This window comes from Nitrosopumilus maritimus SCM1, assembly GCF_000018465.1.
Lineage (GTDB): Archaea > Thermoproteota > Nitrososphaeria > Nitrososphaerales > Nitrosopumilaceae > Nitrosopumilus > Nitrosopumilus maritimus.
Map to the genome: position 1 here is coordinate 945,910 of NC_010085.1, position 26,590 is coordinate 972,499.

The 26,590-nt window shown below is 40.7% G+C and carries 1 protein-coding gene (cut by a window edge); it reads right to left on the reverse strand.

Translation table 11 applies throughout. The features are described 5' to 3' along the window. Nucleotides 1-26,590: the 3' portion of a fibronectin type III domain-containing protein gene (locus tag NMAR_RS05750; protein WP_148680135.1), read on the reverse strand. Its footprint extends 2,348 nt past the window's final position; only the last 26,590 of its 28,938 coding nucleotides appear in the window; its start codon lies beyond the right edge, outside the window — the gene reads right to left on this strand; the stop codon is at nt 1-3.

The window sequence follows — 26,590 nt, forward strand, 5'->3', positions numbered from 1 at the left end:
TTACTTTCTAAAGGATGTTGCAGATATCTGCTTGTCATCATAACTTACTGTCACAGTGTATATTCCCTTCATCCATTCTTCTGCATGGAATACTTGTGTGAGATGATCCATACCAGCAAGAGTTGTAGTGAGTTCGACAGGGGTGTTATCTGGTCTGATAATCACAACATCAAAGGTTTCATCTGAATCTATGTTTTCAAATATTCCTTTGACTTCAATCATGATTGGTGCAGATTTACTATCATCAATAGTGTCAGAAGAGATAGATGCACATACATCAGTTGGACAGTCAAGTGCACTTATCAAACTCTCTGAGGAATGCAATCCTATTGCAAATACCAAGTCTACAACTTCAGTTCCTTCAAAGGATGCTTCAAGATGATATTCTCCTGGAATCCATGCATCATTAAGTATAGTCTGGAATTGATTTGTAGATGTAACAGTTGTTCTGAGTTCATCTACATCTCCATTTGGAAGTGTCAATTTGAGTTCAATTAGTTCTCCTTGTATTCCAGGCAAATTAACGGTACCAGATATTTCTAGCATGCTAGATGATTTTGTAATATCAGGTCTAGTAACTGTCAATGAACCGAGTTCGCTTTCATCTGTAAACTCATTGATTGTTTCAAGATAGTCGGAATCAAGTTCTATGACTTGAGTTGTTACATCTGCAATGAGATATTTTTCTTCTACCTTCTTTGCAGGTTCTCCATCAAATGTTATTACATCTTCTTTATCAATCAGCTCAAATGTTTCAGTGGCAAAGTTAGTTCTTTCATCAGATACTGAAACTGTGTATTTGCCAAATGGCCATTCAGATTGCTTTAATGGAAGAGAGTATGTTCCCTTTGAGCTAAGTTTGACGTTAAATTCTTGTACAGTTTCATCTGGGAATTCAACAGATACTTTCACAGAGGAATAACCAGAATTAACAGTTCCATCAATATGTAATGTGTCATCGTATTCGGACAAATCAGTATTAGTCAATATCAATTCTGGATCAAGTGTTCTGGCAAAGGTTTCAGCACTTTCCACGACAGTCTCTTGAGCAGTAAATGTTGGGATTATCTTACCAGCATCTGCTCTGAGGAAAGCAGTGGCTACAGATTTGGAAGATGTTCCAAAGGATATTACATAATTACCGTCATCTAGTTGGCCAGATTCATAAATCATAGTAAAGTCTCCAGCATTGTTTGAAGAGGTCTTGATGTTTTCTATGCTTCCATCTGGTTTAGTAATGTCTATCAATACAGCTTGACGTGTATCTACACCTTCAACAGTTCCAAATAGTTTGATAAAGCCATTTGTAGAAAGATCTGCACCAAGTAAACCGTCAGAGTTTGCAGAGACAATTTGTCTTGCAGTATGATGAGTTGGCATTGTAGGTCTTTCGTAGACTCTAGCATCAACAATAGGATCACCAGATACTTCTACCAATACTGTACCAGCATAATCTTCTTCTAGTAGATCATATGTTGTGTAATATCCAGAGTCTTCAATTATTGCAGAATAAGAACTGCCTTCAAAGATGAAGACACTCTTAAAGTTGTCATCAAATCCTCCAACTGGATCACCACTGATTATGGTTCTGACTGCAGGATCAGTATTGGTCCATGTAATTTCATTATCACTTATGCCAACACGGAATGGCAAATAGCAGTATTCATCACAATCCTGTGCAGTTGATTCTACCAAGTAGAAGGAAGAGTCACTAACAACAGAGGTTTTAATTTCTTCATCAAGTGTTGTTTCAGCAGGATCAATTACTTCTAATGCATTGTAAGCAACTACCTCACCAATAGATCTATGGTTATTCCATGCATTGATGTTGATATTTGATGTCTCAAGTTCCTTTTCAAAGGTTAGATCAAACAATACCCATAGCAAATCATCTTCAATTTGTGTAGATACATTAACACCACTCATCAATCCATGAGGATCAACTACTAGAACATCTTCCTTGCCGTCATGATCTTTACTCCACTCAATATAGGTATCACTATGTTCAGTTTCATATTGTTCACCAAACATGTTAAGATACAGGCCAGTGTGTTGTACTGCTTCAGGGCCACCATAATTGAACACTCTAGCAGCAATCTGAGATGGTTTTCCAGCCTCAAGTGTGGTAGTAACAGGAGAGTTGCTATATTCTGGGAATGGGACATAGTTTCCAGTCTTTTGGTAAACTATCTTTCCTTCATTATCTATACTTGGAGAGCCAAATGAGTATAATGAAGCACCAGTGATTATTGGAGGTGCTGCAGCATTACCGCCAGCAGCTCCAGCAGTAGCAAGACCTGCAGAGCCAACTGCAAACTTGGAGAGAACTGTGTTTACACCATATGTTGAGAAGTGTTCAAGTGTTACAATGTATGCTGATTCTGTAAGAGTGTCACCTGCAGGATATCTATCAACAGTGATTCCATCAAAGACAGTATTGTTGTTATCATCGATAAAGTAAACTTGGACATCTGGTGCAATAATGTCATCAGTAGGATCTGCTGTTGCAGCAGTTGCAGAGTTTTCAGGAATTGTTGGGTGTGCAGAGCCCTCTACAGGTCCCATCAAAATTGTTAATTGAATTGTTTCAAATGAGTGAATTTCTTCAGATGAGTTGCCCTCTCCAACTGCAACAGATTTACCAGTAGATGCAGGACTGTTACCTACAGAGTTTACAGCAACAACTCTGAACTCATATGTGACATCATTTGTAAGACCAGTTACAGTTGCAGTAGTACTAGTACTAACACCATCAGCAAATGTTACAAATTGTCCGCTTCCAGCCTCACTGTATCTTACAAGATAATCAGTAATTGCAGAGCCTCCATCAGAAAGTGGTTTTGACCAACTTAATACTACTTGTCCATCTTGAGGATCTGTCACAAGTGAACGTGGGGCAGTTGGAATAGTCGTTGGAGTAACGGACTTTACTGAAGATGCTGGACCTGGTCCAATTGTGTTTTCAGCGTATACTCTAATTTGGTATTCAGTACCAAGGACAATGTTAGATGATTTTACAGTAGCAGAAGTTACTGCACTAGCATCACGTTTGAGAGTGTTCCATTTGCTTCCGCCATTATCACTCCATTGTATCAAATAGTTGACGATTGGAGTTCCACCGTTACTTGTAGGAGCAACCCAGTCAATTACAATCTTCTTGCCTTCTGCTTCCAGAGTCAAGTTTCTAGGAGCACCAGGTACAGACAATGTTGTAGCAAAGATAGCGCCAGAGGCACTATTTGAATCTCCATCAGGTACAGCGTCAGTAAGTGTAATTACTCTATAAGAGTACGTAGTTCCAGGAATAAGATTAGTATCAGACCAAGAATTGACAGTACCTAAAGTTCCAGATGGGGCATCACTCCATACAGAGTTTGTGGTAGGTTTGCCAATTGTCTTTTGAATCTTGTAACCTGTTATTGTAGAGCCTCCGTTATCCAGAGGAGTCTTCCAAGATAGATTAATTTGGTTTTGTGATGGAGCAGTTATAGTCAATCCCCATGGTCTTTCTGGCACAGTTACTGGAATTTCACTAGATACAAGGGAGGGGTGTAAGAATCCAACTTCATTAACTGCAAATACTCTGAATTTGTAATTCTGTCCATTTGTAAGACCAGTTACATCTACAGTACGTTCAGTAATTGGTTCCTCGTTAAAGGTCTTCCAGAAGTTAGTGTCAATTGCATAGTGTACGACATAACCAGTAATTATAGAGCCACCGTTATCAGCAGTAATTCCACCATCAGTAGATGGAATATCCCATGCAAGTGTAACCTGAGCATTACCAGGAGTTGTTTGTAGATTTCGTGGAGGTCCTGGAACATCTAGTGGAGTTGCACTTGCAACATCAGATGCAGTGCCAGTTCCCTTTGCGTTGATTGCAGAGATACGGTAATAGTAGGTTTGACCGTTTTCTAGAGAGTTATCAGTATAATCAGTACATTGGCAAGTGGTAGTTTCTAGTACAGTCCAGGTATTGTTGTCTGTACTTTGTTCAATCTTGTATCCAGAAATATCTGCACCTCCATCACTATCAGGTGCACTCCATGTCAACTCTACCTTACCTGCACTTGCTGTTGCAACAACAGATGTAACTTGTCCAGGTACAGAAGCATCTGTTTCCACATCTTCAACAAAGTCTAACTCGAATTTGAGATACATCTTTGCTTCTTGTGTAACTCCAGTTGGAGCATCCTTTGTGAATGTTGAAGTCATGGCAATTTCACTTAGAGTATTCTTTGGTTTGATCTTAAGACCAGCCAGTTTGCCACCATTTTCTAATGTGTCTTCAGCATTGTGTGGCAAGAATACATCTTGGCCAGAAGGTATCTCTTGGATATTATATGCTGCTGTTGCACCTGCAACAGAGGGTTTTGCTTGAACAATTGAAGACGTCAAACCTGCGCCAAATTCATTGACAGCTGAAACTCTGAATTGGTAAATCTTGCTATTTGTAAGAGAGTCAACAGTTGCTTGTGGTTTTATACGCTCAGCATCAGCATATACAGACCAATTAGTATCTGTTGCTAGCTTGTATTCTATCTTGTAATCAGTAATTGGGCTTCCTCCATCATTTACTGGTGCAGTCCATGAAAGACGAACTTTTTTCTTCTTTGCATCAGCTTCAAGGTCAAGTGGGGCACTTGGTAGACCATATGTTGTTCCACGGACAATTTGAGATGGGTCACTAGTACCAGCAGCAGTGATTGTAGATACACGGTATGAGTATGAAGTGTTATCATTAAGTCCTGAATCAGTATAGATAGTCTCATCAGAGTCAGTATTTTCTACAATTGTAGTAAACTCTGCACCAGTAGAACGTCGTTCTATCTCATATCCTAGAACAGGTAATCCTGAGGTGTCCTCTGGATCAATCCAGGTTAAGGTAAGCTGTCCTCTATCAGCAAATACCTGTAGTGATGTTGGTTCATCTGGAAGGTCCAGAGTAGTTGTTGACACTTCACCTGAAAAGTCTCCAACTACAGGTTCACCACTAGGTAGCAAAGTAATTGCAGCTATTCTGTAAGAGTAATCAGTTCCTGAAAATAGTGAAGTGTCTACAAAACTAGTCAAAGCACTTCCAGTATCATCTACATATGGATTAAAGAATCCTGAAGAGATACTTCTCTCAATTACATATCCAGATATTTCAGTTGCACCTCCAATGTCTTCAGGGGCATTCCATGTTATTGTGATGGAATCCAATGCAGGAGTTGCAGAAAGACCAGTAGGTCTGGAAGATTGGGTTGCAGGAACATCACTTGCAGTTTTTGATGGTAGGCCTACACCTGCAATGTTTTCAGCAGAAACTCTGAATTTGTATTCCTGTCCATTTGTAAGACCTGTTACTGTAGCAGTTGGGTCAGCACTTGTTCCATCATCAAACACATTCCAATTTGCACCATTATCAGAGGAATATTCAATTACATAGTTAGTGATTTCTTCACCACCATTATTTACTGGAGCACTCCACAACAGGGTTACTTGGCTGTCACCAAATTGGGTGGTAAGATCAAATGGCTTACCAGGTATAGTAAATGCACTTACAGGTATTGGAGAAGTTGAGTTACTGATACCGCCAGCATTTGCAGCAGATACACGAATCAAGTAGACTTTACCATTTACCATGCCATCTTTAGAGAAGGATGGAACGTTATCGTCCTTTTCTTCAACAATTAACCATTCTTCTCCATCATTAAGAGAGAATTCTAGTAGATATCTATCAACAGTTCCTGTTGATTCATCCCATGTAATGTCAACTCGTCTATCACTACCAATGTAGGAGAGGTTTGTTGGAGTACCAGGTGGATCTGGCAACACAATCTCCTCAAAGGTTTCATCACCTTCAACTTCTATGATAGCACCAGGAACAGCCCAAATCTGACCAGATTTTAGTTCTTTTGGAACTTGATATTTAGTAAGTCCGAATTTCTCTGCAAGATCTTTTGGTTTGTCAAGTTCTGCATCAGTTACATTAGTGTTAAAGACCTGATTCTGATTGAAAGTACGATCAAAGAAGCTAAACTTGTCAGCATCTACCAAGCTGGAAGATGGTGGAATAAAGTTTCCTTCCTGTAATCCAAGGCCGAGTTGTTTTTGGATTGTTTCCTCATCTGGAATATCTGGATTTTCTACAAATATAGAGTCCTCTTCCTCATCTGTTTCTGCGTGTGGGACGACTACTACAGTGTTTGTAGAACGTGCAGGACCGGCTTCGTTAACTGGTGCAATTTCAAATACATACTTTTTATCATTTTCAAGTCCAGTAATAACTAGACTAGTGATACCTTGTAGTTTGTTTATCTCCTCTTCGGTCAAACCTAACTCATCAAAGTCAACGAAATCAAATTCATCAAAGTCAATGTCCTCTAATCCATCTATATCATCCATCGTCAAGTCATCGAAACCGTAGATGATTTGGTTCTGATTAAATTGTTCGAGAACTACTGAGGTACCAGATACTACTTGACGTTGTACTTGGTAACCAGTAATTGGAGAACCGTTATCAGCTGCAGGAGTATTCCATCTCAATTCTGCTGCTGCATCAAATGGTGTTCCGATTATGGTGTCCTGGAATACAGGTCTATCAAACATTGGAATACATGCACCGCCAGCATTTGCAGCAGAATTAGAGCCACCACCATTTACCAAACATACAGGATCAGTTGGAATACTAGAGCCGACAGTTGTGATTGCACGTACTCTAAAGTAATAGTATAATCCATTTTCAAGATCATCTAATTCAACTGAAGTAGATTCAGTAATTACGTTGGTCTTGCTTGTAAAGTCAGCAATCTCTGGTGGAACAAAGAATGGACTTGTAGTATATTCTAATACATAGTGAGAGATTGGTGAGCCACCATCACTTGGTGGGTTAAACCAGATAGCTAAAACATCTGGGTCACCACGAGTAGCAGACAAACCAGTTGGAGCATCAGGTGCTGTAGCTGGTGTTGCGATTGCAGAGTCAGATGGAGGTCCTTGTCCTGCCAAGTTTTCAGCAGAAACTCTGAATGTAAATGAATTACCTATACCTAAACCAGTGATAGTAGTACTTGTTTCACTGGCAGAAACAGTTGCAGTTAGAGTATTTGCAACAGTAAATATGCCATCAGTAGCATCAGTATATTCTACAACGTATTGTGTGATTGAACGGCCGTTATCATTAGGTACACCCCAGCTTAACTTTGCCTCTCCAGGTCCACGATTTGCAGTTAGATTAGATGGTGCATCAGGTACGGTATATGGTGTAGCAGTTACAGTAACAGATGGCAAACTAGTATCAATTACAGTTACTGCAATAACACGGAAAGTGTACTCTTGGTCATTTGTAAGTCCGGTTACATCTACAGATGTTTGAGGTGGTTCAGTTGAAGTACCAAATACAGATATTTCTGGAGTTGTCTCATCAAATGTACCATCAGTGCTGTATTGAATTCTATATTCTGTTATTAATGAGCCACCATCGTTTGGTGCAGACCAAGACAAATCAACATGAGCATTTCCTGGAGTTGCAGATGGGCTAAGAGGTGCACCAGGGGCATCCAAAGTAGTTACTGAGGTTCTGCTTGATGGGTCACTTTGTACAGTATCAGCACCCTCTAAGGAGAGTAATGCAGATACTTGGTACTTGTAAGTAGTACCAGGTAGTAATCCAGTATCAGTAAAGTCTAGTTTTGTTGGATCATTAATTGTAAATGTTTCAAGTACATTGCCATTGGCGTCTAATCTTTCAAGTACAAATCCTTCTAGGGTTCTGTCACCCAATTCTTGTGGAGGACTCCAAGATACAAAGACTTCGGTGTCAGAGATTGCATCAGCAAATAGACCTACAGGAGAAGATGAACCAAGAGATGGTACTCCAATTACAGGTCCGGCAGGTCCACTAGAACCAACACCGTTAATTGCAGTTACTTGAACATGAATTGGCACGTCATTTTCAAGACCAGAGATAGTAACCATGAGGTTGGTTAGATCAGTTACTGTAACAGATGGGGTACTGGCATCAAATGTGCCATCGGTGCTGTACTGCACAAGGTAAGATGTAATTGCAGAGCCACCGTTGTTAGTTGGTTTTGTCCAAGTTACATCAAGCTTTGTATCACCTGGGATTACAACTAGTTTCTTTGGTGGTGTTGGAATAGTGGCAGGTTTTCCAGGAACTACATCAGATGCTGGACCTGGATTTACAGAGTTTATTGCAGTAACACGGAACTCATATGTAACACCATTTGTAAGATTTGGAATTACTATTCCTTGAGTTGTTGTACTGACTCCATCATCATATACATCCCAATCCTGACCAGCAATTCTAATTTCAATCTTGTAATCGGTAATTGAATCACCGCCATTTGATTCTGGAACATTCCAAGATAATGTTGCCTGGTTATTGCCAGCTATGACAACTAGGTCTCTAGGTGCAGTTGGGGTAGTAGCTGGAGTTGCAGATACAGTATCACTTGCTGGTCCAAAGTCAGTTATAGCAGTGTTCTTTGCAGTAATTCTAAATTGGTATTGATCACCATTAGTTAGACCATCAACAGTTACGCTGGTCTGGGTTGCTGGCAAATCATCACCAAACTTTATCCAGGTAGACTGTCCAGGTGGGAGATATTCTACCATGTAGGCAGATAGTGGAGCGCCACCCAAGTCTTCTGGAACATTCCAAGTTAGATGTACTGAAGTATTATCTCGTGTTGCCTCCAAGTCACGTGGGGCAGAAGGCAAGGTAGCTGGAGTTGTTGCTCTGAATTCAGATGGCTCACCAATTCCGGCTATGTTGACACCAGATATTCTAAAGAAGTATTGGAATCCGTTAATCAAGTCAGTAACAGTTACAGCAGTTGAATTTGCGGGAGTTACGTTATCTGGGAATACAATCCATTCTGAAGTATCAAGACTGTACTCAACAATGTAATCATCTATCTCATCACCACCATCATCAGTTGGAACTGCCCATTCAAGGGATACTAGTTGGTTAGCAAAGTCTAACTGAAGTGCATCAGGTGCACCAGGAGTGGTTGCAGGCTTTGCAGATGCAGTTGCAGGATCACTTTGACCCACTTCATTGACTGCAATGACTCTAAAGTCATACACTTCACCATTTGTCAAATCAGTAACAGTAACAGTAGTTGATGTGTCAGAGCCATCTGCAAATGTGGTAAATGGTGTATCTTCAGAAGCACTTTGCAATCTGTATTGTATTACAAAGTCATCTACAGATTCACCACCATTATCAGATGGAATTGAAAATGTCAAAGTTACAAGTGCATTACCGAATTGAGCACTAAGTGGAGTTGGAGCTCCAGGAATAGTTGCAGGAGTAAATGTAACTACATTAGATGATGCACTGTATCCAATACTGGTTTTTGCAAATATTCTAAAGTCATATGCTACACCATTTGCTAATCCCTCTATAGTGTGACTTACAGCATCAGCAGATACGGTAATTGATGTAACAGATGAATTTCCATTACCATCGTCATCATCGTCGTCATCATCGTCGTCATCATCGTCATTTGTTCTTACAATTGGAGTATCTGAAGTAAATTCATCAGCAGTGTATTCAATTACAAATTCTTGAATTGCAAATCCGCCGGTATCTCCTTGCGTCCATGTTAGAGTGACTTCAGTGTTTCCGCGACTTCCATCAAGCACTGGTGCATCTGGTAATGCAAATGGGGTTGCAGTTACTGGGGCAGTTGGGTCACTAGAACCTGCATCAGTAATTGCAGTTATTCTAAATGAGTACTCCTGTCCGTTTTGCAAGTCATCAACATTGTATACCAAGTTAGAGGTAGTTGGAGCAGGATCTTCAATTAATGTGGTAAATCCATCAGTAGAAGTTTCAATGCGATATACTAGGTTGTTTCCACCGTTTGCATCAGATGCAAGCCATGTAAGATTGACTAGCTCATCATCAGCAATTACTGTACTAATTACTGGTGTGGATGGATCTCCTGCTGGAACTGCTGCAGAATCAGCAGTTACTGCAGAGTAATCTCCTGCAGCAATTTCGTTTACTGCTTGTACTCTGAATGTATATTCAACACCGTTTGTAAGACCAGTCACAGTTGTAAATCTGTCAGTGCTTTCTTCTGGTTCAACGAATGGTGTATAGATAAGGTTCAATTCAGCTGATGCATATTCAACTAGGTAATCACGTATTGCAGAACCGCCATCATCTGCTGGAAGATCCCATGTTAATGAAACTTCGGTGTCACCTCTAGTAGCAACTACATTGAGTGGAGCACTTGGGGTGGTTGCAGGAATTCCTGTTGCAACATCAGAAGGCAAACTTGTGCCAACAGTAGAAATTGCATATACTCTAAACTCGTATTCTTCACCGTTTTCAAGTCCAATGACTGTTACATCAAGGGCGCCATCAGCTGGAGGTACTGGGGATAATTGCCATGTATTATCAGTGGTTAGTTTGTATTCTACAGTGTAAGAGGTTACTGGAGAGCCGCCGTTATCTGTTGGAGCGGTCCAAACAATTTCAAGTTCATTATTACCTACATTAACTTCAGTAATTGTTGGTTTGTCAGGTACGTTGAATGTGGTATCACTTGCAGGTTGTGATGAAGAGCCAGTACCAGCACCAGTTATTGCAGATATTCTGTATGTGTAGGTGGTACCAAGTTCTAATCCAGTATCATTGAATGTTGTATCATCAGTAGATGGAGGTACAGAAACAGAAGTTGTTGTAACAGTTGCAAAGTTTCCATCACCATCATGTCTTTCAATTAGATAACCAGTAATTCCTAGACCGCCAGTGTTTACTGGTGCAAGCCATGTAAGATCAATTTCAGTACCAGAGATTGCTTCTGCTTCAAGGTCTGTTGGAACATCAGGTTTTGCTGCAGGGATTACAGTTTCAGGTGCAGAGTCAGGACCAGAACCAACATCGTTTCTAGCAGAGATGGTAAAGGTGTAAGAGACACCATTGTCAAGTCCATCAATTAGTCGGGTAAATGGAGTGTTTGGAACAACTAGAGTGTCAGTTCCAAGAGATGAAGTGATTGTAATAGTGTAATCAAGTACATCAGAACCGCCATCTTCTGTTGGTCCGGTCCAAGTTAGTGTGACTTGTCCATCACCAAATGTTGCAGAGGTAATTGTTGGGGCATCTGGGAATGTGGCTGGAGTTGCAGTGACTATATCAGATGGATCACTTTGTCCAACAGAGTTGATTGCTATAATTCTAAATGAGTATTCTTCGCCATTCTCTAGTCCATCAATGGTTGTAGATAGTTCAGTAAGGTCAGCTGTTGCCAAAGTTACAGATGGAGTAGTGTTATCAAATGTACCATCATCAGAGTATTGTACCAAGTATGCAGTTATTGCCGCACCGTTGTTTGCAGGTTCAGTCCATGAAAGGTCTACCTGAGTATTGCCGCGGTCTGCAGAGGTAATTTCGGGTTTATCTGGAACATCAAATGTGGTGTCACTGTCAGTACCAGATGCAATACCTGGTCCAAGTTGAGTTACTGCAGATACTCTGTATGTGTATGTGGTTCCTTGGGATAGTCCGGTGTCAGTAAATGTAGTGTCAGTTGGTAGTGGAGGTAAGGATACAGATAGGGTTGTAACGTCATCAAAGTTACCATCACCATCATGACGTTCTATCAAGTAACCAGTGATTGCAAATCCACCAGTATTTTGTGGAGCAATCCATGAGAGTGTAATTTCAGTACCAGAGATTGCAGTAGCTGAAAGTGCGGTTGGGGCATTTGAAGCAGTTGCAGGAGTTGCAGTTGCAACATCAGATACATCACCAACACCTACATCGTTTTCAGCAGATACTCTAAACTCATAAGTTTGTCCGTTTGTAAGACCAGTGATTATTGCAGATAAGTTAGTGTTAACGCCACCAAGGCCTTCATCAAATGTTTGCCATGAAGCTTCTGGTGTTTGGGATGCAAGTCTAAACTCTAAGATATAATCAAAGATGTCTTCTCCACCAGAAATTTCTGGTTCTAACCATGTAAGTGATACTTGTCTGTCACCAAATTCTGCTCCAACTTGTAGAGGTTTGCTTGGAGTGGTTGCAGGCTTTGCTTGTAAGACATTAGAGGCTTCACTTTCACCAACAGAGTTTTCAGCAATAACTCTGAATTCATAGGTCTGTCCATTAGTCAAACCAGAATCTACATTAATTTCAGTTGGGGATAATGAAATTTCGTCATCAAAGGTAGTCCAATCACTAGCACCTAGTAATCTGAATTGAGCAATGTAATTTTCTAGTGGAGTTCCACCATTATCAGATGGAGCAGTCCATTGTAAGGTTACAAGTTCGTTTCCACGTATTGCAGCATCAAGTACAGGTGCAGATGGATAGTCAAATGTTGTAGCATCATCTGTGTCTGATGGGTCACCAGTTCCAAGTACGTTAACTGCAGATACTCTGTATGTGTATGTGGTTCCAAGAGATAGTCCGGTGTCAGTAAATGTAGTGTCACTAGCAGTTGGTGATTCAGGTACAGGTATGGTTGTTGTAGTTACTTCTGCAAATGCACCATCAGTACCTAGTCTCTCAATGAGATAACCAGATACTGCACGTCCGCCATCATCAGATGGAGCTTGCCAGACTAGTTGGATTTCAGTACCAGAAAGGGTTGTTGCGACTAGATCAGTTGGAATGCCAGGTACGGTTCCAGGAGTTCCAGTTACTGGGTCAGATGGGTCACTTGAATCTGGAATTTGTGGATCATCATCTTCATTATGAGCAATGACTCTAAATTGGTAATCTACACCGTTTTCTAGACTAGATACTGTTGCATCTGTTGGCAAGACACCGGAAACAGGAACAATTTCTTGTGTAGAGATAGTGGTAAAGTTGTCATCAGAATATTGTACTGTGTATCCTACAATGTCATCGCCACCATTATCTGCTGGTGCCAACCATGAAATTGAGACAAACTCATCACCAATGTTGGTTACTCTAAGGTCTCTAGGCACACTAGGTGCAGAGGAAGGTTCTGCAGAAAGAACATTAGATGGAAGACTTTGTCCTGGAACAGTGTTCTTGGCAAATACTCTAAACTCGTAAGTTACACCATTTGTTAGATCATCAATAGTAATGCTGGTCAAAACGTTAACACCGCCATTACCTTCATCAAAGGTTGTCCAGTTAGATTCTGCATCATTGGTTGCATCTAATTCTCTGAATTGAATCAGATAATCGATTAATGCATCACCGCCAGTATTTTCAGATGGAGTCCATCCAAGTAGTACAGATTCATCTCCTGGTGTTGCAGTGTCAAGTGTTGGGGCAGCAGGTACAGTTGCAGGAGTTGCAGTTGCAATATCAGATAATGCACCTTCACCTGCAGCATTAACTGCCTTTACTCTAAATGAGTACAATGTGCCATTGTCTAATCCAGAAATAACAGTAGTTATTGGATCATCAGATGGTGTAACAGTTTGGGATTCTGGATCAGTAGCAAAGCTGTCAGAGGAATACTCTACTACATATGAAGTGATTAGTGAGCCGCCGTTAAAGTCTGGTTTGTTCCATTGTAGTGTAACTTCGCCATTACCGCGAGTTGCTTCCAAGTCAGTTGGAGCGTTTGGTGTTGTAAATGGAACAGCATCAAGTGTGTTTGAGAATGGTCCAAATGATGCAATGCTGTTTGCTCTAACCTTGAATGAATATGTACGGGCATTTTCAAGATCTTCTACTGGATAAGATATTGGTCCGGTTTCTTGTGTTGCAACGACAATAATATTGTCAATGTCATTTTCGAATCCATCAATAGAGTAATGTAGTTCATACTCTGTAACTGGTGCACCATTTGTAGCTGCAAGATTCCATGTTACTGTGACTGTTTCATCACTGCCAACAGCAGTTAGTATCTCTGGGGCAGCAGGAGGTGCAGCAGGTGTTGCTTCTTTAACTTCTGATGGGTCACTGTTACCAACATCATTGTGAGCCTTTACTCTAAACTCGTAAATTTGTCCGTTTGTAAGACCGGTTACTGTAGCTCCAGGAACATCACTTACTCCATCATTAAATACTTGCCAATCAGATTCACTCTTTAGTTTGAATTCTACAATGTAATCATCAATGTCAGAACCGCCATCATCAGAGGATGCAGTCCATCCAAGGGATACTTGAGTACTACCAAATGTTGGAATTAAGTTAGTTGGTGGGGTTGGAACAGTTGCAGGAGTTACAGATATTGTAGTAGATACAGGTCCATCATCAATATCGTTTTGTGCATATACTCTAAATTCATAGGTCACACCATTCTCCAAGTTACCAATTACGGCGTTAGTTACTGGTGGAAGTCCAGTTACTGTTTGAGTAAGAGTATTTGCAAATCCATCTTTAGAGTATTCAATTACATAAGTATCAATGGTTACACCACCATCAAATGGTTCAGACCAAGATAGTGAGACTTCACCATTACCTCGTTGTCCACTAAGACCAGTAACTTGACTTGGGCCATCAACTGGTGTTGCAGTTATTGGTGCAGATGGGTCACCAAATCCAACTTCGTTTTCAGCAGATATTCTAAATTGATATTCTACACCGTTTTCCAAGTCTTCAATGTCAACTACAGTTGTTGGGTGAGTGACAAACTCTGATTGGTATTGACCTTCTACAAATGAATTAGCAGAAGTATAATCAATTCTGTATCGCTCTATTGGTTCACCGCCAGTATTACCTGGAGTCCATGATAATCCAACAGTACCAGCAGAAGGTTGTGGGTCATCAAATGTTGGGGCATCTGGAACAGTAGCTGGTTTTGCAGTATCAGTGTTTGATGGGCCACTAGGTCCGGCAGTGTTTACAGCAATAACACGGAATGTGTAGGTTACGCCATTTTGAAGACCGTTAATTATAGTATTAGTTGGTACAGGTAATGTTTCACTTGTTACGGTTTGTGATGATGGGTTTGCACCAAAGTCACCATTTGCATCATCAGTGTATTCAACAATGTATGATGTAACTGGAACACCGCCAGTAACAGCTGGTGCGGCCCATGTTAAGGATACTTGAGTATTACCACGAGTTGCAACTAGATCAGTAGGATTACCAGATAATGCAGCAGGTGTTTCTGCCACTGGAACTGATTCATCACCAGGACCCACTCCGTTTACTGCAACTGCACGGAAGAGGTATTCTTGCCCATTGTTAAGACCAGTAACGGTAATCTCAGGAGTAGTTGATTCGGTTTGATCATTAAACTCAAACCAGTTATCTCCGTTGTCAACACTGTATTCAATATAATAGTCAATAATGTCAGAACCACCATCCTCTACTGGAGGAGTAAATCCAATTGTAACTTGTCCATCTCCAAGTGTTGCAACTAGATCAGTTGGAGCATCAGGTGCTCTAGCTGGAGTTGCAGAGTCAACATCAGATGGTTCACCAAAGTCTACGCTGTTAGTAGCAGTTACTCTAAAGTAGTAAGTGTCACCATTGTTCAAGTTATTAATTGTTGCAGATAATGGAGATGCTGCAACATCAACAGATGATGTGAAGACACCATTGTTTGCATCAGTTTCATTAGTAGTGTATTCAATTCTATAACCAGTGATTGGAGTACCACCATTTGTTGGCTCAGACCATTCAACTTCCACTTGAGCATTACCAGGAGTTAAGCTGATAATTTCTGTCTTGCCAGGTACATCAAATGTTGTGGCTTCTGCAGTAGAGGATGTGTCTCCTACTCCTGCATCAGTAATAGCAGCAACTCTGTAAGTGTATGATGTTCCTCTATCCAAGCCAGTGTCAGAGTATGTAGTATCAGCGCTTCCGGTGTCTGCCACAATTATTGTAAAGTCAGCCTCGCCTTCTGCTTGTCTTTCAATTTGGTATCCATCAATTGAAGCACCGCCTGTAAGTAATGGTGCATTCCATTCAAGATCAATTTCAGTGTCAGATATTGCTTCAGCATCTAGTCCAGTTGGGGCATCAGATAATGTTGCAGGTCTAGCAGTTGCTACATTAGATGTAGGACCAACATCTACTGCGTTTTCAGCAGAGACTCTAAACTCGTAAGTTAATCCGTTTGTAAGACCAGTTACAGTTACAAAGAGATTAGTGTTAACACCACCAACACCTTCATCAAATACTTGCCATGTGGCTTCTGGTATTTGTGATGCAAGTCTATATTCAATAATGTAATCAATGATTTCCTCGCCACCATTATCTGCTGGTAATTGCCAATCCAGTATGACTAGCAGATTTCCAAATTCTGCGTTGAGTTGTAGTGGTTTTGTTGGAACAGTAGCAGGTTTAGCGTCAAGGGTGTTTGATACTGGGCCGTTGTCTTCAATGTTTGTTGCAAATACTCTGAATGTGTAAGTAACACCATTTGTTAGACTGTCAATTGTTACAGTAGTTGGTAATGGTTCAGTATCAAAGACTTCAGATACAGTGTTTTCTGGATCAAATATTCCAGTTGGTGTGTATTGAACGGTATATTGAGTCAAATCAGAACCACCGTCAAATCCAGGAGTCCATGAAAGGGTTACAGATTCATCACCGCGAACAGCAGAGTCTAATGTTGGGGCATCAGGTGCTCTAGCTGGAGTCTCAGTTACTTCATTAGAATAACCACTTGAACCATTATCGTTGGTTGCCTTTACACGGAATGTGTATTCAACACCATTATCTAGACCAGAGACAGTTGCTTGGGTATCTAGTGTTTCATCATCACCAATTATTACAGATGATGGAGGTTCATCAAAGACTCCGTTTTCATCGTCAGTGTATTCAACAACATAGGTGTTTAATGTAGAACCGCCATCAAATACAGAAGCAGTCCATGAGAGTGATACAAATCCATTACCATGGTCTGTGACTTCAAGTAATGTTGGGGCATCAGGTACTGTAGATGGTGTTGCACTTACTGTGTTTGATGGATCACTAGAATCATCAGTATCATCATTGTCACCATCATCTTCGTTATGAGCAATTACTCTAAACTTGTATTCTGAGCCATTATCTAGACCAGATATTGTTGCAGTTGTTGGTAATACACCATCAACAGGAATAATTTCTTGTGTAGAGATAGTTGCAAAGTTGTCATCAGAATATTGTACTGTGTATCCTACAAGGTCATCTCCACCATCATCTAATGGGGTCAACCAGGAAAGTGAGACAAATGCATTACCGCTATCAGTTACTTGAAGGTCTCTTGGAGGTAGCGGATTAGTTGAAGGAATTCCAGTTAGAACGTTTGATGGGTCACCAGAATCAACAAGGTTTCTTGCAGTTACTCTAAATGAGTACTCTACACCATTATCTAGTCCATCAATTGTTGTGGTTATAGGATCATTGTTTTGTGGAGCAGTGATAACAACAGATTCTGTGTCTTGTGGATTAAATGCACCAGTAGAAGTGTACTCTACAAGATAATCGATTATTGGAGAACCGCCATTTGCTGGTTGGTTCCATACAATTGTGCTTTCTTGATCATCATCACTTGTTACAGATACAAGTACTGGGGCATCAGGTGGATTTGCAGGTGTTGTTGTTGCAGGGTTTGATGCAGGTCCTTCATCTGCAGAGTTTGTAGCAGTTACAACAAAGGTGTATGTTTGACCGTTTGTCAAACCAGTAACAGTTGTAGTAGTTACAGGTGGAGCTACACCATCAACGCTAGTAATTGTTACAGATTCAAAGTTGTTTGGATCAAATGTTTCTCCAGGAGTCCACTTTACTGTGTAAGATGTGATTGTGGCACCTCCATTACTTGATGGTTTCTCCCATACCAATAGAACTTGACCAGTTTGAGGAGTTGCAACAAGATTCTGTGGAGCAGATGGGGCTGTTGCAGGAGTTGCAGTTACTCTATCAGAGATATCACCATCTCCAACATCGTTGTGTGCAAATATTTCAAATAGATATGGTGTACCATTAGTTAATTCATCAATTACAAGGGAGAATGTATTTCCATTAGCAGTTTGTTCCTCAGTCCAAGAGCCGCCATCAGTACTGTAACGAACTACATAGTATTCAATTTCAGCACCACCATCACTGGCTGGTAAGGTCCAAGAAACTTCAACTTGGTTAGGTCCAGGTTCAGCAGCAGGATTTAGTGGTTCACTTGGAGTAGTAGCTGGAGTTTGTGACAATACATTAGATGGTGCACTGTCATCGATTACATTACTTGAAATTATTCTAAAGTAGTAAGTATCACCATTTGTCAAACCAGTAACTGTGTAAGATTCAGCAGGTGGGTTACCTGAAATTGTTGCAGTATCTAAGATGCTTGCAAAGTTTTCATCTTCAGACCACTCTACATGATAAGAGTCAATTGGTTCACCACCATTATTACCTGGAGTCCATGAAAGTGCAACAGATTGATTGCCTCTGTCAGCAGAGTCTAACGTTGGAGCATCAGGGAATGTTGCTGGTTTTGCAGATTTTATGTTAGATGGATCACTAGGTCCAAAGGCATTACTTGCGATTACTTGGAATTGGTATGTCAATCCATTTGTCAATCCAGAAATAGTTGTAGAAGTTGCTAATGCTTCATCATCACCAATCACCACAGTTCCAGTTGTTTGGAAATTATCGCTAGAATATTGGATTGTGTATTGAGTGATTGTGCTTCCTTGATCAAATTGAGGAGTCCATGAAAGGGTTACAGATTGGTTGCCTCTGTCAGCAGAGTCAAGAACTGGGGGTAGTGGGACTGTTGCAGGAATTGCAGTTATTGTTGCAGCATCACCAGTTACACCATTAACGTTAGTAGCAGTAATTGTGAATGTGTATTCTACACCATTATTCAAACCATCAATATTTGCCTCATCTGCTGGAGCATTGATTGTAATTGTTTGAACTACATTGCCATTTGGATCAGTAACAGTGATTGTGTAAGATGCAATTTCACCACCTGCATTAGGAACTGGTTCAGTCCATTCAAGGTCTACTTGTTTGTCACCAGGAGTTGCTCCAAGGCCTGTTACTGCGTTTGGAGGACCAAATGGAGTTGCAGTGGCAGGAGCAGATGGAGTACTAGTTAATCCGTGTTCATTAGTAGCAGTAATTGTAAATTCGTATTCTACACCACTTGTTAGTCCAGGAATTACTGTATTATCTGCAGGTGCAGTTACTTGGACTGGATCAACAGGAACACCATCAGAACCAGTTATTGTAATTGTATAATATGAAATATCACCACTGTTGTTATCATCTGCTTCATTCCAGGATAATGATGCTTGTCTATCACCTGGAGTTGCCTCAAGTCCTGTTACTTGTAGTGGTGCTCCACGTGGAGTTGCAGTTGTTGTTGCAGCACTGCTTGTTAGGTTGTTTTCATTAGTTGCAGTTACTTCAAATGTGTAGTTTACACTGTTTGTCAAACCAGTAACTAGGTAAGAGGTTGTTAATGCTTCATCATCACCAATTACAATTGTTTGAACTACAGCACCACTTGGGTCACGTACTGTGATTGTGTAAAGTGTAATGTCACCGCTGCCGTTAAGGTCTGGTTGAGTCCAAGTGAGGTCTACTTGTTTGTCACCAGGAGTTGGGGTAAGGTTGCCTGGTGCTGCTGGTGGACCATATGGAGTTGCAGTGGCAGTTGCAGCAGGACCAGTGCTGTTGTTTTCATTGGTTGCAGATACTTCAAAGGTGTATGTTTCACCATTATCCAAACCAGTAACTGTTGTAGAAGTTGCTGGTGGATTTCCTCCAGTTCCAGTTACAGTAATAGTGTCAACTAGAGTGTTAGAAGAATCATAAACTTCAACTGTGTAAGAGGTAATGGCACCACTGTTGTTTTCATCTGCTGGATCCCATTCTAGAGATACTTGTTTGTCACCAGGAGTTGCCTCAAGTCCTGTTACTTGTAGTGGTGCTCCACGTGGAGTTGCAGTTGTTGTTGCAGCACTGCTTGTTAGGTTGTTTTCATTAGTTGCAGTTACTTCAAATGTGTAGTTTACACTGTTTGTCAAACCAGTAACTAGGTAAGAGGTTGTTAATGCTTCATCATCACCAATTACAATTGTTTGAACTACAGCACCACTTGGGTCACGTACTGTGATTGTGTAAAGTGTAATGTCACCGCTGCCGTTAAGGTCTGGTTGAGTCCAAGTGAGGTCTACTTGTTTGTCACCTGAAGTTGGGGTAAGGTTGCCTGGTGCTGCTGGTGCTCCTAATGGAGTTTCAGTTGTTGTTGCGGCAGGACCAGTGCTGTTGTTTTCATTGGTTGCAGTTACTTCAAAGGTGTAGTTTACACCATTAGTTAAGCCAGTAACTGTTGTAGAAGTTGCTGGAGGGGCTCCCTGTGAACCAGTCAAGGTAATGGTATCAACAATAGCTCCGTTTGGATCACGTACTGTAACGGTGTAAGATGTAATGTCACCGCTGCCGTTAAGGTCTGGTTGAGTCCAAGTGAGGTCTACTTGTTTGTCACCTGAAGTTGGGGTAAGGTTGCCTGGTGCTGCTGGTGCTCCTAATGGAATTCCAGTTACAGGATCAGAAGATTCACTTGAGCCAACACTGTTTATTGCAACAAGTGTAAAGGAGTACTCATTTCCATTTGTTAGTAGAGATGCAGTATAATCAGTTGCATCTGCAGACAATGAAACATCATCTAAATCAATACCAGTGGTAAGATTTGTAATACTAAGTGTATATCCAGTAATTGGAGTTCCTCCATTAGATGGTTTGGACCATGAAACAGTAAGTGAAGAGTCACCTACAACAGGTTCGTTAAGAACTGGTTTAGCTGGAACAGTAAATGTAGTTGCACTTGCAGGACTAGATGCATCACCTATACCAGCAGTAGTAATAGCAGAAACTCTATAGGTATATTCTACACCACTTGATAATCCAAGGTCATTAAATGTAGTAGCAGTAGTTTGGGTATCTGCCACAATTATTGTAAAGTCAGCTTCACCTTCTGCTTGTCTTTCAATTTGATAACCTGTCAAAGTACCAAATTGTGGATTCGTTGGAGGTGCAGTCCAAGTTAATTCAATCTCAGTATCAGAAAGTGCAGTTGCATCAAGATTAGTTGGAGCGTTAGGTGTAGTAATAGGCGTTGCAGTCACAGGAGTAGATGGAGTGCTAGTTAGATTGTTTTCATTTGTTGCAGTAATTGTAAATGAGTATTCTACACCATTAGTCAAACCAGTAACTGTTGTAGAAGTTGCTAATGCTTCATCATCACCAATTATTATTGTTTGAACTACATTGCCACTTGGGTCAGTTACAGTAATTGTGTAAGTTTCAATTGCACCACTGTCATTAAGTTCTGGTTCTTCCCAATCTATGGTGACTTCACCATCTCCTGCATCAGCAGTAGGAGTGTCAATTACTCCTGGAGGACCAAATGGAATTTCGGTTGTACTTACGGCACTACTATCTAGATTGTTGCTATTAGTTGCAATTATCTCAAAGGTATACTCTACACCATTGTTTAATCCATCAATATTTACAGAGGTTGCTAATGGTTCATCATCACCAATTACAATTGTTTGAACTACGTTTCCACTTGGGTCACGTACTGTAATTGTATAAGTTTCAATTGCACCGCCAGCATTAGGAACTGGTTGAGTCCAAATTAGGTCTACTTGTTTGTCACCTGAAATTGCTTGAAGATCTGTTACGGGATTTGGTGGACCAAATGGAGTTGCAGTGACAGGAAGAGATGGAATGCTGGTCAATCCATGTCCATTGGTTGCAGTAATTGTAAAGGAGTATGTTTCACCACTTGTCAAACCAGGAACTGTTGTAGAAGTTGCTGGCGGATTTCCTCCAGTTCCAGTTACAGTAATAGTGTCAACTAGAGTGTTAGAAGAATCATAAACTTCAACTGTGTAAGAGGTAATGGCACCACTGTTGTTTTCATCTGCTGGATCCCATTCTAGAGATACTTGTCTATCACCAGGAGTTGCCTCAAGTCCTGTTACTTGTTCTGGTGCTCCACGTGGAGTTGCAGTTGTTGTTGCAGCACTGCTTGTTAGGTTGTTTTCATTAGTTGCAGTTACTTCAAATGTGTAGTTTACACTGTTTGTCAAACCAGTAACTGTTGTCTCTGTTGCTAATGCTTCATCATCACCAATTACAATTGTTTGAACTACAGCACCACTTGGGTCACGTACTGTAATTGTGTAAAGTGTAATATCGCCACTGTTGTTAAGGTCTGGTTGAGTCCAAGTGAGGTCTACTTGTTTGTCACCAGGAGTTGGGGCAAGGTTGCCTGGTGCTGCTGGAGCTCCTAATGGAGTGGAAGTTACAGGATCAGATGGAGTGCTAGTTAGATTGTTTTCATTGGTTGCAGTAATTGTAAAGGAGTATGTTTCACCATTATCAAGTCCAGGAACTGTGTAAGAAGTTGCTGGCGGATTTCCTCCGGTTCCAGTTATGACAATTGTATCAACTAGAGTTCCAGAAGAGTCACGTACTTCAATGGTGTAAGAGGTAATGTCACCGCTGCCGTTAAGGTCTGGTTGAGTCCAAGTGAGGTCTACTTGTTTGTCACCTGATTCTGCAGTAGGAGTGTCAATTTGTCCCGGTGCACCTAATGGAGTGGAGGTTGTTGTTGCAGCACTGCTAGTTAGGTTGTTTTCATTGGTTGCAGTTACTTCAAAGGTGTAGTTTACGCTGTTTGTCAAACCAGTAACTAGGTAAGAGGTTGTTAATGCTTCATCATCACCAATTACAATTGTTTGAACTACAGCACCACTTGGGTCACGTACTGTAACGGTGTAAGATATAATGTCACCGCTGCCGTTAAGGTCTGGTTGAGTCCAAGTGAGGTCTACTTGTTTGTCACCTGGAGTTGGTGTAAGGTTGCCTGGTGCTGCTGGAGCTCCTAATGGAGTGGAAGTTACAGGATCAGATGGAGTGCTAGTTAGATTGTTTTCATTGGTTGCAGTAATTGTAAAGGAGTATGTTTCATTGTTGGTCAAACCAGTAACTGTTGTAGAAGTTGCTGGGGGATTTCCTCCGGTTCCAGTTATGACAATTGTATCAACTAGAGTTCCAGAAGAGTCACGTACTTCAATGGTGTAAGATGTAATGTCACCGCTGCCGTTAAGGTCTGGTTGAGTCCAAGTGAGGTCTACTTGTTTGTCACCTGATTCTGCACCAAGGTCATCAATTTGTCCTGGGGCGCCAATTGGAATTCCAGTTACAGCATCAGATGGGTCACTTGAACCTTCAGCATTAATTGCAATAAGTGTAAAAGAGTACGTGTTTCCATTGGTTAATTCACTTGCATTATAGTCAATTGCATTTGCAGGTAATGATACATCAGGGAAAGTGTTACCACCAGTAACATCAGTTATAGAAAGTGTATATCCAGTTAATGGAGAGCCACCATCATTTGGTGCAGACCATGAAACAGTAAGTGAAGAGTCACCTACAACAGGAGTGTTAAGAACTGGTTTTGCTGGAACAGTTACAGGAATTGCAGATTCTACATCAGATGGATCACTTTCATCGACATCATTTATTGCAATTACTCTAAAGTAGTAAGTATCACCATTTGTCAAACCAGTCACAGTGTAAGTGGTATCAGGAGGATTGCCTGAAAGTGTTACATCATCAAGTATTGATGAAAAGTCATTAGTGGACCATTCAAGACGGTACTCATCTATTGATTCACCACCATCGTCTGGAGTAGACCAAATAACTTCGATTTGTCCATCGCCAGCATTGAGTTCTGTTATTACTGGTGCATCAGGTGCTCTAGCTGGTGTTGCTTCAACCTCATTAGAAGGAGTTGCATTACCAAGTGCATTTACAGCATATACTCTGAATTTGTGCAATACACCATTTTCTAATCCAGTCACAGGAACATCAGTAGTGTCAATTGATTGGCCATCATTGTAAACTACAAATCCATTACCATCTCCATAATCAACTTCTATTACATAATCAGTAATTGGGAATCCATGGTTGTTAGGTGCAGACCATGTAAGAAGAACTTGTTCATCTCCACGTTCAACAGAAAGGTCAAGAATTTGGGCTGGCACATCACCAGGGGTTGCAAGCTCTATTGCAGAGTATGGACCTTGATTAACACCATTTACAGCAGCAACTCGGAAAGAGTGTTCAACACCATTTTCAAGATTCTGAATTGTGAGTATGTTTTGTGGATCATTAAAGTTAGAAGATACTGTTTCCCAAGAACCACCTGCAGGTTTTACTTGTATGACATAATGGGTAATTGGTGAACCGCCATTATATGGAGTAGACCAAGCAATAGTTACAAATTCATTTCCTGTTACTGTTTGAGCAGGATCAATTACTGGTGCATCAGGAATTGTTGCAGGAGTTGCAGTATCAAGATTAGAAGGAGGACTAGAACCGTTTTCATTTATTGCAATAACTCTGAATGTGTATGTCTGTCCGTTGGTTAATCCAGGTACAGTGTATTCAGTTAGAGGAGGATTACCAGAAACAGTTACAGATGGAGTGTTTTGATCAAAAGTTCCATCAGTAGAATATTGTATTTCATATGAAGAAATTGTAGAACCACCATCATCATTAGGAGCATCCCAATCAACAAATACTTCAGAATCACCAGGAGTCAAAGTATGCAAGAATGGAGCTGTAGCAGTAGAGCTAGGAGTTGCAGTGACAGGAGTAGAGAATGGACCTTCACCTGCAGAGTTTACTGCCTTTACTCTAAATGAATAAGTTTCTCCGTTTTCTAGATTATCTACAGTTACAAATCGGTTGGTACTTGTTCCGTCATTGAATACTTCCCAACCATTACCATCATTAACTTCAATGATATAATCAGTAATTGCAGCACCATTGTTTGGAGGATGTTCCCATGTCAAGTATACTTGCCCATTACCACCAAGAGCCTCATCGATTACAGGTGCATCAGGTACGCCTGCAGGAGTTGCAGTGGCAATATCAGATGCATCACCAGTACCTTCTGTATTTACAGCAGATACTCTAAAGTCATAAGATTGTCCGTTTGTTAATCCAGTTACTGCAACATCAGTTGTATCAGTACTTGTTCCATCGTTGAATGTTTGCCATCCATTACCATCATTGTATTCTATGATGTAATCAGTTATAGCAGAACCGCCGTTACTTGCTGGAGGAGCCCAAGAGAGTAAGACTTGCTCATCTCCAGATTCAGCAGTTAGATTTGTTGGAGCACCAGGGACACCTAATTCAGCAGTATATGTGATAATTAATCTAGGTGCTTCAGAAGAATCAGCATCATAAGATAATGCATCTCGGTCATTATCAGAATTAACATCTTCAAATATGAGTGCAAGAGAATTTCCAGAGACCCATCCACCTCTGTTAACTATTTCTTGAACGATAGATACAAGAGATGGAGTTTGAGTGTCAGAACTTATTTCATTTTCAGACCAATCAGAAATGCTCCAAGATACAGTAGCACTAGTTGAAGTTCTTGAAGATATGTTAGTAGAATCAGTGGTAAATGTTGATGCGTTATCTACATCTTCACCGTAAATTGTAACAGATGAAGAACCTGAATCATTGTCTTGAGAGGTAAATTCAACATATGCTCCAGTAATTGTAGCACCATTTGGAATTCCAACGTTGTTAAATCTTAAACCAACAAAACGGTCTTCATCTAAATCAAGATCATCATCATCAAGATCCATAGAATATGAAACACCACCACCGCCACCATCATCATCGTCATCATCTTCATCAACGGTTCGAATTTGTTCGGCATCATCAGAAGATTGTGAGATTTGTATTGTTATTGTTAAAGCACCAATTGGTGTTGCAGTTGCAATATTAGATACAGGTCCTGTTCCTTCTGCATTTACAGCAGACACTCTAAATGAGTATTCTTGGTCGTTGGTTAATCCAGTAACGGTAGCTGTGGTATCAGTACTTGTTCCATCAGCAAAAGTATTCCAACCAGAACCACTACTGTACTCTACAACATAATCTGTAATATCAGAACCGCCATTAAATGGAGCAGTCCAAGATAGTGAAACATCAGTGTTTCCTGCAGTAGCAATAAGATTTGTTGGGGCACTAGGTGCAGAGGCTTCAAATGAATAAGTAACTACAAGGAGTGGTGCTGCACTAGAATCGCCATCATGAGATTCAGCAGTTCTTTCACCATCACCAGTAATTATAATTGAAAGGGAATTATCACTGCTCCATCCTGCTCTGTTAACAATCTCTTGAATCACAGATGAAAGGTTTGGTGTTCTTTGGTCAGTTCCTGCTTCACCAGTACTATCCCATTCAACAGGAGACCATGAAACAGATGCAGAGGTCTTTATTCTATCTGAAATGTCATAATCACTGTTGGTGAATCTATCAGAGTCATCAGTGTCTTCACCAAAGATTTCAAGATTGGTGCTCTCACTGTCAGTTTCATCTACAGTAAACTGAACATATGCATTCTGAATTATTGCACCAGAAGGAATTGTAACATCATTGAATCTAATACCAACTTCTTGCTCAAGACTACCGTCTTCTGTAAGTTCCAAGTCACTACTATCAAGATACATGTTACCATCGTCACCGCCATCATCATCGTCATCATCACCACCAGAGACTATTGCTTCTTCAGCATCATCATCATCGTGGTTTACTCTAACTTCAATTGTTGTAGTAGCATTTGGGGTTGCAGTAACGGTACTAGATACATTACCA